At 46.6% G+C, this 13,340-nt stretch carries 5 protein-coding genes and 1 pseudogene; 2 read left to right on the forward strand and 4 right to left on the reverse strand.

The window, feature by feature from the left end; genetic code table 11:
• Positions 1–23: 23 nt before the first annotated feature.
• Complete coding sequence (locus tag Q1W14_RS03125) at positions 24–527, forward strand: RNA polymerase sigma factor (protein ID WP_300699201.1); 504 nt, start codon at positions 24–26, stop codon at positions 525–527.
• A gap of 131 nt (positions 528–658) precedes the next feature.
• Here the strand turns inward: Q1W14_RS03125 and Q1W14_RS03130 are convergent, their stop codons facing one another.
• The 4 genes and pseudogenes from Q1W14_RS03130 to Q1W14_RS03145 all read right to left on the reverse strand — a co-directional run bounded on the left by Q1W14_RS03130 (position 659) and on the right by Q1W14_RS03145 (position 9,571).
• Positions 659–4,672: a hybrid sensor histidine kinase/response regulator transcription factor gene (locus Q1W14_RS03130; RefSeq protein ID WP_300699203.1), complete on the reverse strand. Its 4,014-nt coding sequence runs from the start codon at positions 4,670–4,672 to the stop codon at positions 659–661.
• Positions 4,673–4,938: 266 nt separating this feature from the next.
• Entirely contained in the window at positions 4,939–5,970 is a 1,032-nt protein-coding gene (locus Q1W14_RS03135) for a glycoside hydrolase family 43 protein (RefSeq protein WP_366945722.1), read from the reverse strand.
• Positions 5,947–8,445: pseudogene (locus Q1W14_RS03140) on the reverse strand (DUF4965 domain-containing protein); the annotation flags it as partial. The pseudogene Q1W14_RS03140 and the gene Q1W14_RS03135, both read right to left, overlap by 24 nt.
• A 28-nt stretch (positions 8,446–8,473) precedes the next feature.
• On the reverse strand, positions 8,474–9,571 hold the full coding sequence (locus Q1W14_RS03145; protein ID WP_300699205.1) for a glycoside hydrolase family 43 protein: 1,098 nt from the start codon (positions 9,569–9,571) through the stop codon (positions 8,474–8,476).
• A gap of 646 nt (positions 9,572–10,217) precedes the next feature.
• Between Q1W14_RS03145 and Q1W14_RS03150 the strand changes: the two genes are divergently transcribed.
• Positions 10,218–13,340: a TonB-dependent receptor gene (locus tag Q1W14_RS03150; RefSeq protein WP_300699207.1), complete on the forward strand. Its 3,123-nt coding sequence runs from the start codon at positions 10,218–10,220 to the stop codon at positions 13,338–13,340.

The following is a 13,340-nucleotide window of genomic DNA, read 5'->3' on the forward strand; positions in this document are numbered from 1 at the left end:
ATAAATTTAAAAACCTCACACATATGAATAGTAGAACATTTACTAAAGATTTACTCGGAGTACAAGATGACCTTTTACGCTTTGCATTTAAACTTACCTCCGACCGCGAAGATGCTAACGACTTGCTGCAAGAAACATCTCTGAAAGCGTTAGATAATGAAGATAAATATATGCCTGACACAAATTTTAAAGGTTGGATATATACGATCATGCGCAATATCTTTATCAACAACTACCGTAAAGTAGTACGTGACCAGACATTTGTGGATACTACAGAAAATCTGTACCACCTAAACCTGCCGCGTGACAGTGGATTTGAAAGTACTGAAAGCAATTATGACTTAAAAGAGATGCACCGTATCGTCAACTCACTGCCTCGTGAATACAAAGTTCCTTTCTCCATGCATGTTTCCGGTTTTAAGTATCGCGAGATTGCAGAAAAGCTAGGAGTTCCATTAGGAACTGTGAAGAGCCGTATCTTCTTCACACGCCAGAAGTTACAACAAGAACTAAAAGATTTTGTATAAAATATACAGACCTAAACCTTACTTAAAACCTGACTAAACGACAAAGGTCACACTGTAATGAGATTACTATCTTCATTGCAATGTGACCTTATTTTTGAATAAGTCTATACCAATCTATAGTCCTCCAATCACTACTTCTTCTCAACGAAATCTTTGGGAAGTATTCCGAAATACTCCTTGAAACATTTAGTGAAATAGGAAGCCGTACTAAATCCGGTCATTTCATAAACTTCCGTAGCTCGATGGCCCTGCTGCAACAATTCGGCAGCACGATTAAGGCGGACAATTCTCAAATAATCGTTAGGCGGCATCCCCGAGAGGGCTTTTATCTTACGATAGAAGTTAGAACGGCTCATGTTCATGGCATCTGCCAGTGTATCGACGGAGAAATTAGGCTCTGCCATTTCCTGCTCAATGATTGCTTTGATCTTTCCAATCAGCTCACAATCGCGCTGAGAGAGTGCGTTATTCACAGAACCTGCTGTTTCTTTATCTCCACTGCTCAAACCAAGATGCTGCATCACTTTATAATAAGATATGCGCAGGTTCAGCAGATTTTCTATCTGTGCTTTGAGTTGACGGATGGTAAACGGTTTCTCCACATAGACGTCCGCCCCACATTCTATACCTTCTGTTTTGGCATCAAGACTGGTCTTAGCGGTCAATAGAATGATAGGAATATGCGACCACTCGATGTTACTTTTCACCTGGCGGCATAGTTCGATTCCATCCATTATGGGCATCATAACGTCGCTGACTATAATATCTACGGTATCTTGCTTCAGCATTTCCAAGGCTTGCTCTCCATTCTCTGCTTTCAGGACAATGAACCATTTGTGTAGCATATTAGCTGTCATTGTCAACAGTTCCTGATTGTCTTCAACCACAAGAATGGTGAACTTTCTTCCGTTCAATTCGGGGGTTTCCGGTATTTCTTCCTGTACGTCGATCATTGCATTCGGTTCCGCATTGGTCACTTGTAGTACATCGCCGATGGGCAAAGAGAGAATAAAGCAAGAGCCACCCCACTCGCTTTTGGTTAGTTGGAGTTTTCCGTTTAGTCCTTCTGCCAAGCTACGCGAGAAGGCAAGACCGATACCAGTCCCCGGTCTTTGGTGTTCATTATTCACTTGATAAAAGGCAGTGAAAATCCGCGAATGTTCTTCAGGATCGATACCCGGACCGTCATCACTGACAGAGAGATGGAACATTTCACTGTCATATGTCAGCTCAAGGCGAATCTTCTTGTGGGCATACTTCATGGCATTGCTCAAGAAGTTGACGATGACTTTGCTCAACTTACCAGCATCGGTCATCACCTGTATATTCTTCTCGGGTAACCTGACATCCAGTTCTTTCCCATTCAACCGGAAACTCTCAGTAAACTGGGCAGATATTCCACGCACCAATTGGGCAACGTTACAAGTATGCAAGCCGAATGTAAGCCCTTCATTCTCCATCTTCTGAAAATCGAGGAGTTCATTGGTTATCCCTAACAAGTAGTTCACATTGTGATGTATGGTTTCCAGATACTTCAACCTGTCTACCTCTTTCAGGTCGCGATGTTCGAGCAACTGCTCCAAAGGCAGATTAATCAAACTAAGCGGAGTACGTATTTCATGCACCAGATTGACAAAGAACCCTACCTTGGAACGATAGGTTTCCTTCTCCTGCATCACGCGGAATTGCTCCATCCGTTTCTGATATTTCTGCTTCACCCATTGGTTCCACTTCCAGGCAAGCAGGCATAACAACAATATGCACAAACAAGTATAAACGGCATATGCCCAGCCGGACAGCCACCAGGGTGGAGTAATGATAATAGTCAGCCGATGGCTTTCCTTGCTCCATATACCATTATTATTACATCCCTTTACTTCGAATTCATATTCGCCAGGTGGCAGGTCAGTATAATAGGCAGTAGTCTGATCGGTCGATTTTATCCATTCGCGGTCGATGCCATGCAGAATGTAACTGTAGCGATTGCGCGAAGGATCACTATAACTCAATGCGGCGAATGAAATGCCGAAACTGTTGTTATTGTAAGGAAGCTCTATCCATGTCTGCTCCACAGAAGGACCGCCCGTACCTTTGAGCAAACGCACTTGCGCCTGATCATCGATATACGGGAAACTCATATCGGATATAATAATAGGGGGAACATACGGATTCTTTCTGAATAGTTCCGGACGGCAAGCACTCAGTCCGCCGATATTGCCGAAAAACATCCATCCATCTTGTGTAAGCAAGGACGAACGACGGCAGAACTGATTACTTTGTAAACCATCAGAGACTGTGTAAACTGAGAATTGCAGATTAGCCGGATTAATACGCATCAGCCCCCAATAGCCGGACAGCCATAAATCGCCACCGGCATCTTCCTGAATACTATACACAACATTCGGTATAGGCACTTTGGTTCCTGCACCCAAACGAGTGAACTCTTCTTTCTCACGGTCGTATGAACACAGCCCGCCACCATCAGTCGCAAACCACATTTTACCATTATTTCCTTCCAGCAAAGCTACTACCGAGTTAATGCTCAGCCCCTTTCCGTCCGAAGAAGCCTGAAAGTTCTTCCATTCCCCTCGCTTCAGATGGCAACGAAACACTCCGCTATTGCCGGTTGCCACCCACAGATAACCATAGGCATCTTCGTGCAAGTCCAGTACTTCGACCATCATGCCCACGGTGGTAACAGTCAGGAAGTCGTCAGTCTTCGGGGTGTAACGGCAAAGTCCCCAACTGGTACCTACATAGATTTCACCGTCCCGTGTACCTTGCAAAGCCAGTACTACATCGCTACCGATAGTATTAGGCATTTGCTGGGAGTGTCGGTACCAGCGTATCTTTCCCGAAGGCAAATCCATCACAGCCAGTCCACTACCGTTGGTTCCTATCCATAGTTTGTTCTGATATTGTAACAGTGCGGTTACTTCTATCTGCAAATCTTTATCTGCGGCTAATGGCACGCGCTTCAATATATTCTCATCCTTATGCAACTTCCACAAGCCATATCGGTTTCCTACCCAAACTCCTCCCGTATTATCTTCGCAGAGGGGACCGATACCGTTTTCTCTTTTCACTAAATCGTCATTCGTTTCATAGGTGAACCGTTCAAAATGCCGGGTATGCCATGCCAGATAGTTGATGCCGTCTTGCTCGGTAGCCATCCATAGTCCGTTTTCTTTATCCTGCATGATGGCATTCAGTTGACAGGTTGCCATGCGTTCGCCTATCAGGCTATCGGCAGTATCTATTTTCCCGGTTACGGTATCGAGCAGATAAGCACCGTCGCTGCTACCTATCAGCAAGCGTCCGTTCTCTATCATCTTTAAACAGAGTATGGCTTCCTGCCGCTTTGCCAATTGATAAAAATGGTTCTTGAGTTTACCGTCCGAAGCTTGGAACGAAAAGATATCGCCGTTGGCTGTTCCTATCCCGACAGTGCCTTGTGTCACGACTAATGCAGAAAGGGTAGCCATTGCACCACCTTCCGTTACAACCGGCTGTTTGTATTTACAAGTGCCGTCCAGCCTCAAAGCTACCCAACCGTCTTGCAGGGTAGCAACGTAGACAGTATTATCAAGAATAGACAAGTCGACGATAAAAGAACTGTAAGAACTGTTTTGAGTAAGTTTACCTGTAGTAGGGTTCCATACAAAAAGTCCCTGCCCCAAGGTGGCAATCCATATATTACCTTTTTTGTCTTTAGTAATACGGGGCACCTCACAGCTGATAGATACACCGTACTCAGTAGCTAGTTGTAAAGGTTCCAACCCATCCTTATGCTTATCATACAGACAGATGCCGCTGTTGGTGCCTACTACTAATGTTTGCGCATCCAGTTCGGCGAGTGCCAGAACACGATTGCTATTCACGGTTGAATGGCGGATATAATATGCACGGAAGGTATTGCCATCGAAACAGTTCAAGCCATTACCCGTACCAATCCAGATAAGTCCGCAGCTATCTTGTAGTGCGCAGTAGGTGGTATTATGGTTAAGTCCGTTTTCTACTTTATATTGCAGGAGGGTATAGTCGGGAAGAGCATAACTGCTTAATCCGAAGAAGAGATTAACCAAACATAAACAGAAAAGTCTTTTCAGATAGAAGTATTTTCTATTATGCAACGATTTCATCATATGTGCGTTTCATTCAAGGTTATCATATAGAGCAGGCAAAGATATGATTTTTATTGTAAAGAAACAGCAGATACTTTAGTAATATACAGTTACCTATTGTACATTCTTATTTGTAGGGTTATGAATTAAATGATTCCTGCCGAGATGCATAAACAGGAGTAGCTTAATTCTCCTCCTGAGAGGAGGAAAATTAAGCTACTCCGTGAAATATTATAAATGGAGGTATTTCATTCTTTTCTTACCTATAAAAAGGTACAAACGCCTATTTACTTGATAGGACACGGCTTCACTCCTTCATTTGTTATTCTGACCGGCTTGATAAAGCCTTTGTTGTCAAAATAAAGAGGGTCGATGCACGTCACCCGATGGCTGACATTCGTATAGTCCAGTGGATGGCGGTGATACACGATGTACCATTCATCCTTACCAGGCACTTGGATAAGAGAATGATGTCCTGCTCCTGTAGCCACTTTATCATCTTGTTCCAATATCTTTCCGATGCGTTTGAACGGACCGAAAGGAGAGTCTGCAATAGCATAAGCTACACTGTAATCGGGACCTCCCCAACCACCTTCGGACCACATGAAGTAATACTTCCCGTTGCGCTTCATCATAAAAGGTCCTTCGGTATAGCGTTCAGGCGTTACTTCTTTATACATAGAGCCGTCTTCAAAAGGGACCACACTGAGCAAATCGGGACTCAGTTTCACCATGTTGCAATGTCCCCAACCACCATAGTACATGTAATACTGTCCGTCATAATCTTTGAAGACAAACTGGTCGATGGGCTGTGCTCCGTTAATAATTTTGTCAATCAGCGGCTTGCCCAGTGCATCCTTAAACGGACCGGCAGGAGAATCGGCTACGGCAACACCGATACCGCCCAACTGTTCATTGTTCTGTATATCGTTTCCACCAAAGAATAGATAGTACTTCCCGTTAGCTTCGACAACGGCAGGTGCCCAAAGGGCGAACTCCAGCCACGGTATATTTTCGATAGACAACACTTTGGAATGCTTAGTCCAGTTCACCAAGTCTTTGGATGAAAAGGCATCCATATAGGTTTGAATATTGTAATCCTGATTCACGGCACGAGTCTTGCGGTTCTTTACCTCAGCCGGAAAGTTCAAGGCATCTTCGCCATGCAGAAGTGACAAAGTGGGATATATCCAGTATTCGTTATTGAAGACCACACCTTCGGGGTCGGCATACCAGCCGGGAAAGACGGGGTTACCACTTGTTGTCTTGCTGCTTATACTTGTTTTCCTGCTGTTCATCTTGTTCAACAGCAGTTTCATAAAGAAACCGCCTACTACGGAACGGGCTTTGAAGTTCATCATCTCGCCGTGGTCTGCATCATACCAGTCGCTAATGGGAACACGCGATGCGGTTTCTTCAGCATTCAGATAGACAGGAGCAATCATCCGACGGAAATCGTCTTCACCACGCAGGCAGGCGCTCCACATTATCCAGTCGCTCTTGGTATAGTTCTTGCGCGAATCCAGCGGAGTACCGTATTTATGTTGCGATTTCAGGTAGAAGTCCATTTCCTTTTCAAATATCTGAGAGGGGAACAGGTTGGTGCCGAATGCTTTGTCCCATATCAGGTTGTACTTCAAGCTCCATGTTCCGGTTTTGTCGAATGCCAACTTGTAATGGTCGTTATCGCGTGCCATCTTCTCCCACTCTATTGCCATATTACGGGCGGCATTCATGTATTTAGCGGCTACGTCATTCTTGCCCAGCATGCGGGCTACTTCGCTGTAACCGGCAATGGCAAGGATGGCTTTTACAGATAAGTTGGCGTTGTGTGCCAGGTGTCCGGCAAAGTCGTCGGTGCAGATTTGGTTCTCCGGGTCCAGGCCGTTTTCGTAAAGGTAGTTAGCCCAGGTAGTCAGTGTTTCCCAATGTTGGGCGGCGTAGTCGGCATTACCTTCAATTAAGGAAATGGCGGCGGTCAGGATGACCATGTTACCGGCTTCTTCGATGGGCATGTCACCACCGTATTCCAGGCCGTTGGCTACGGGGTAGGTTCCCAGGTCGTGGGCAGGGAATGGTTTCGTCCATCGTCCGCTTTCGCTGTAATGGAAGATGGAGGTCATCATACCTTTCAGCAGGTCGGGATTATAAAGCAGGAATAGTGGTGCAGAGGGATAGGTGATGTCTACGGTATTGATGCAACCGTTGCTATGATTTTCTTTGGAGAAGAACAGGACATTTCCGGCTTCGTCGGTGAAGAGTTTGTGGGCGGTGATGGCCTGACGGTAAACTAAGGCGCAAAGTTCGGCATACTGTTTGCCGCCTGCTTGTTCGGCATTGGCCATCAGTTCGGCGTCGAAGGCACGGCAACGTTCCATCAAGGCGGCATGTTGCGCCTGGTAGCGTTCGAAGGCATCGAAGATCGTTACTTTGCCGTTGTGTTTCCAGTAGGCTTGACGACGTTGGTAGAAGTACTCCAAGCTATAGATATCGTCGTAACCTAGCATGATGAAACTGCTCTTGCCCTCTTTACCTACTTGTTTGAGGTCGTGCGAGTAGGCCATGGCAGGCATTTCGTTTTCGTTGCGGCTGATGATACGGGCAGAGGTGGGTGACAGGAGCTGTCCGTTGGTTATGAAGGATTGCTTCATATCGTAGTAACTGCCTGTACGGACGGCTTTATCTGACTCGTCCGGTGCACCGAGGTAAGCATAGCCCCAGTCGATGCGCACGCCGTCACCTTTACGAACGGTATAAGGCTGGTCGATAGTGCCGCTCTTGGCGTAGTTCATGCCTTTCACGTTCAGGCATTCGGTGATAGTGGGCTGTGAAGTTTCGTGTACAGCCAGTTGGGGAGTGGTTTCTATATAGATTTGTACGTTGTGTTGTTTGCGGTCGGTGGAGCGCACGCGATAAGAAAGATAGTTGATAGGGGTGGAAATCAAGTCGAAATCTTCCATCAGCAGTGGGGCGGTGAAGATTAAGTCCAGTTCTACGGGACCACAGGTAAAGGTATAGTATGTCTGCGTGGGCAGTACATCGACTGATTTCTGTAGGGCTACACGGCTGAAGTTGCACTCCTGTGCCGGTTTCTTATAAAGCCCGAAGTCCACGTAAGCACCTCCGGTGGTGTTGTGGCAATGGGCTGCCAGTACGTTTTCACCTTTCACCAGTTTCTTTTTGGCGGCTGCGGAGAGTTCCAGCAGTACGTTGTTCTTCCAGCTGTAGTCGGTGGCAACCAACTGTTCACCATTGAGATAGAGTTCGAATACATCGTCGTGGGAATAACGGACAAAGAGTGGTTCGCGAGAGAGGTCTTCCGTTAGTTGGAAGGTGCGGCGTACCCAGATATCGTCAGTATTCCACTCTGTGCCCAGGCATTTCATGTCTTTAGTGCCGAAGGCGGCTTTACCGCTTTTCCAGGCGGAAGCATTGTAGGCAGGCAGCGTCCAACCTTTTTCGGGACGTTCAAAGGTGTATCGCCCTTCCCACAGTCCGGTGTCTGCCATCGGTTGCAGGGCATCCAGGCGAACTTGGTCTTTACCCATAAAGCGATAAACGGTTCCGTCGACGCGCAGTGCGCCGAGTAACGGATGGGCGGCACCTGTCCAGTGCTCGGTATTGCCTTCTGTCAGTTCGTTATAGGGTGACCAGATGGAGAAATAGGTATCCGAGGTGATTAACGGAACGGAAGGGGCACGCAAGGCGGTTTCACGTGTGGGCGTCCAGATGTCGGAGGCATGCACACTGAATAGATATAGGCATAATGAGAATAAAATAAAGGCTTTCTTCATGTTGTTCTTGTTAAGAATGTGTTTTAATTTATTGTTTATCAGTTCCCGAAGGAAGCGGCAACCGTGTCTCTTCCTTTTGGGGTGTTCCCAGAACCGGAATGCCTTGTGCATCCCATTCTATCTTTTGTATACGGGGGGTACGCGAGTCGATGGCTCCGGCTGCATCATTCGTAATGCGCCGGGCGTGATAGAGCATATACCATTCCTTGCCATCGGGCGAAGGAACGAACGAAGGACTTCCCGGTCCGTACACTCCATTCTCAGCGGAACTTCGGAATACAGGTTGAGGAGATTTCTTCCATGAGCCGGGCAACAACGGGTCACTATTGGCGTCGGCTGTCAGCAATCCGATGCAATAATAAGGTGTCCAACTGCCGCTGGCACAATAATATATCAACAATTTATCACGATTCTTTGAATACATAAACTGGGGAGCCTCATTCACATGAATGGGGTAAGCCGTCTTGCTCCCATCGGGGTTCACCCATTGCAGTTCCCATTCGTGTTCGGGTTGCGAAATAAGGACACGTTCACTGTCCAGTGTCCACGGATTTGCCATGTGCGCCAGGTAGATACACTGCATCTCTTCGCTGATACGGCGTTGTTTCCAACCGCACCACATCATATATCGCTCTCCACGATGCTCGAAGGTAGTGGCATGGATAGCCCAGTTATCATCTTTATCAGTGCGGATGCGACCTTTCATCACGAATTCTCCATCCAGCGGATTGTCGGCGCTGTTCTCCAGAACATAAATCTGATGGTTGTCCATATTGCCGTCATCAGCAGCAAAGTAGATGTACCATTTGTTGTCGATGCGGTGCAACTCCGGTCCCCAAAGGTGATAAGAGGCATCTTTCTCACCGGGAATCCATACAGCCTTCCGCTCGGCGCTGTCCAGGCGGGTTATGTCGGTTGCCTTCCAAAGGACTATCTTGTTCTCTTCTCCTTGCGTATAATAATAGGTACCGTCGTGAAAGATAGCCCACGGTTCGGCGCCTTTCGCTTTGATGGGATTGGTATAAGTAGTATTGCCGGTAGGCAGAACATCGGCGGTTGCCTGTTTGTTTTTGCAGCCGCAGCAAATGCATAATAGCAATATAAAGAATAACAAGTTCGCTTTCATAGTGCTTATCATTTTGGTTTCTACTGCAAAGGAAAAGGTTTCCCTGCAAAAAAGGTCACAAAATCTAGTCTAATAATACGAATAGCTGTTCAACTGCACAAAAACATGCCTCACAATGGCACCAAAACCGCCTTTTATTGGATGTATATATGCAGCGGCTTGGATATATACATCCAGCGTGCTGGACATATATATCCAAGCCGCTGGAAGTTAACTTCCAGCAAACCGATAATAAACACCTCAGCACATGTATTCATATACCTCCCCTGTTCCATTCGCAGTACCCGGCTAAATTTAATCCATTCCTGCCCTATGTAAAAATAGCAACCATGTTGCAAGAAAATAGCAATAACTATTCATTCCGCTACCTGTAGAACGGGTTTTGATAGAATGAACAGCTATTACCTTTTATTGAACACTCATTATCGGCACGTAAAAAAGAGAACTCATACTTTTGTCGCAGTTCCCGAGGGGGGAAGAATACGATTAACCTGTTAAGTTAACTTTAAAACCCAATGATGCCTATGTAAAATTTCTCCAATTCAACTAATCCTTTCTAAGAGAAAGTTTCTCGATGCACTAAGACCTCTCTTATAGAGTCCTTTTTTACAAATCAATTTATAATCCAAAATTAAATCTATTAATTATGAGCGAAAACATTAAAAATGTATTGTCTAAGGCAATGTTTTTGATTGCTTTTCTAAGCTGTAGCTTGTTGATGGCAGCGCAGACGAAGAACGTAACGGGTACCGTTACCGACTCGAACGGCGAAACAATCATCGGAGCTAGTATTCTGGTAAAAGGAAGCGGCAATGGTACTATTACCGACTTCGAAGGAAAATTCGCATTGCCCAATGTAAGCGACAATGCTATTCTGCAAGTTTCGTATATAGGATATGTATCACAAGATATCCCTGTAAAAGGAAAGAGCGTGATACAAATCGTATTGAAAGAAGATTCCGAGCTATTGGATGAAGTAGTGGTAGTAGGCTACGGCACACAAAAGAAGGTCACCCTGACCGGAGCCGTATCTGCCGTGAAAGCTGATGAAATCATCGCTACCAAGAACGAAAATGCACAGAACATGCTGACCGGTAAAGTAGCCGGCTTGCGCGTAGTGCAGAAGAGTGCCGAACCGGGTGCCTTCAACAATAACTTCGACATCCGCGGTCTGGGTGCTCCACTGGTTATCATCGACGGTGTTCCCCGCGACAATATCAGCCGCATCGACCCTAACGATATCGAAAGCCTCTCTGTATTGAAAGATGCTTCGGCAGCTATCTACGGTGTACGCGCCGCCAACGGTGTGGTATTGATTACCACCAAATCGGGTAAAGCAGAAAAGACTGAATTGAGCTACTCCGGTAACATCGGCTGGCAGATGCCCAGCGGTTTGCCCGACGTAGTGAATGCTGTAGACTGGATGACCCTGTGGAACGAAAAGAAGATGCACAACGTAAACGGTGGTTCTCTCCGTTTCAATGATGATGACTTTGCACCCTATCTCAACGGCACCAAGCGTTCTACCGACTGGTACAAAGCTGTAATTCGCAACGCATCGCCCCAAACACAACACAACATCAGCGCAACTGGCGGTAACGAGAAGACTCACTTCTACATGAGCGCCGGCTATCAGAACCAAGAAGGTATCTTCAAGAGCGGCGACTTCGACTACGAACGTTTCAACCTGCGTTCTAACATAACGTCACAGTTGACCAAATACCTGAAAGTAGACCTCAACATCACCGGAATCATGGACACTCAGGAACGTCCGTATGAAAGTGCCGATATGATTATCCGTTCTTTGTGGCGTTCGTCTCCTATCCAGTCCGTTTATGCTAACGATAATCCCGAATACCTGCAACAAGGTTTGGTAGATGGTAGCAACCCGGTTGCCATGATGAGCAAAGACCTCACAGGTTACAACCAATGGAACAGAAAGTGGTTCCAGTCTTCGGCTTCGGCTACATACGACGTACCTTACGTAAAAGGACTATCGGCAAAAGCAGTATTCAGCTTCGACTTCAACATGGAAGATAACAAGAAGTATCAGTCTGCCTACAACCAATATAACTATCAGGAAGTAGACGATACCTATCGTCCCAACCTGCGCAACAATCCCAGCAAACTGACCCGCGAGTATTATCGCAAGCAGTCTATGCTTTACCAATTCTCATTGAACTACAGCCGTTCGTTCAATCAGACTCACAACGTAAACGCCCTGTTATTGTGGGAAGGGTCTAAGAGAACCGGTGACAACTTCTATGCTCTCCGCGAACTGGGTCTGGACTTAGACCAGTTGTTTGCTGGTAACACTACTAATCAGGTAGGTTATATGAATACTGACGGAAACGCTTTGTACGACAAAGCAAACCTGGGTTTGGTTGGAAAGTTCGGCTATGACTTCAAGTCCAAATACCTAGCTGAGTTCAGCTTCCGTTACGATGGTTCGTCCATGTTTATGTCCGGCGGACAATGGGGCTTCTTCCCTGCCGGTTCTTTGGGATGGCGTTTTTCAGAAGAAGACTTCTGGAAAGAATCTGCTCTTTCTTTCATCACCAGCGGTAAGTTGCGTGCCTCTTACGGTAAAATGGGTGACGACAGCGCATCAAGCTACCAGTTCATTACCGGCTACTACTATCCGGCAGGTGGCGACAACAACAAACTGCCTGGCGGACATGTAATCGGTGGTGACTTTGTAAATGCAGTAAAGAACAAAGGTATTGCCAACCGTAATATCACTTGGTACATCGCCAAGACATTCGACATCGGTATCGACCTCGAAGCATGGAACGGACTGTTAGGCTTATCCGCCGACTACTTCAGCCGTTCACGTAGCGGTTTGCTGGCAACACGTGCAACCAGTCTGCCCGAAGAAGTAGGTGCCGACTTGCCGCAAGAGAACCTCAACAGCGACCTTACCCAAGGCGTTGAGTTGGAACTGAGCCACCGCAACCGCATCAACGACTTCTCGTACAGCGCCAAAGGCTTGTTCTCTTTTACCCGCATCAAAAAACAGTATGTGGAAAGAGCACGCTCGGGCAACTCTTACGAGAACTGGCGTAACAATGAGAACGACCGCTACCAAGGCATTTGGTGGGGATATGGTGACAATGGACGTTACGGTTCATACGGCGACATCGCCAACAGCAACATCTATGTGGGCCGCGACAGATTGCCGGGCGACTATATCTACGTCGACTACGATGGCGACGGACAAATTACCGACCACGACCGTTATCCTATTGCCATGCGCGGCGACGGCCCGTTGATGAACTTCAGCTTAGACCTCAGTGCACAGTACAAAGGTTTCGACCTGAACGTCCTCTTCCAAGGAGCCGCTATGACCTATTGCGCTTACGGTGAACAGCTACGCGAACCATTGTGGGGTAGCGATTACTCCAACGCCATGACTCAATTTATGGACCGTTGGCACCCCACTGATGCAAAAGCCGACCCCTACGACCCGAATACCCAATGGACTTCCGGTTATTATGCCTATACAGGTTCAATGCCTGAGTTCGACTCCTTCTTCAGCATTCGCAACGCCGCTTATCTGCGTATGAAGAGCATCGAACTGGGTTATACCCTCCCCGCTCGTTGGACTGAGAAAGTAGGTATCAAAAACCTCCGCTTCTACGTGAACGGCTACAACCTATTGACCTTTACCGGTCTGAAAGATGTAGACCCCGAACATACAAACGACGGCGAAGGATATAACTATCCGTTGAATAAGACAGTATCTGTTGGTGTTAACGTTAAATTCTAA

Origin of the sequence: Bacteroides sp., assembly GCF_030151085.1 — a bacterium.
Taxonomy (GTDB): Bacteria; Bacteroidota; Bacteroidia; order Bacteroidales; family Bacteroidaceae; genus Bacteroides.

Excerpts from the sequence above, each read along its gene's own strand:
- Q1W14_RS03125 (WP_300699201.1), top strand. The coding sequence starts at position 24 with ATGAATAGTAGAACATTTACTAAAGATTTACTCGGAGTACAAGATGAC.
- Q1W14_RS03130 (WP_300699203.1), bottom strand. The coding sequence starts at position 4,672 with ATGATGAAATCGTTGCATAATAGAAAATACTTCTATCTGAAAAGACTT.
- Q1W14_RS03135 (WP_366945722.1), bottom strand. The coding sequence starts at position 5,970 with ATGAAACTGCTGTTGAACAAGATGAACAGCAGGAAAACAAGTATAAGC.
- Q1W14_RS03145 (WP_300699205.1), bottom strand. The coding sequence starts at position 9,571 with ATGAAAGCGAACTTGTTATTCTTTATATTGCTATTATGCATTTGCTGC.
- Q1W14_RS03150 (WP_300699207.1), top strand. The coding sequence starts at position 10,218 with ATGAGCGAAAACATTAAAAATGTATTGTCTAAGGCAATGTTTTTGATT.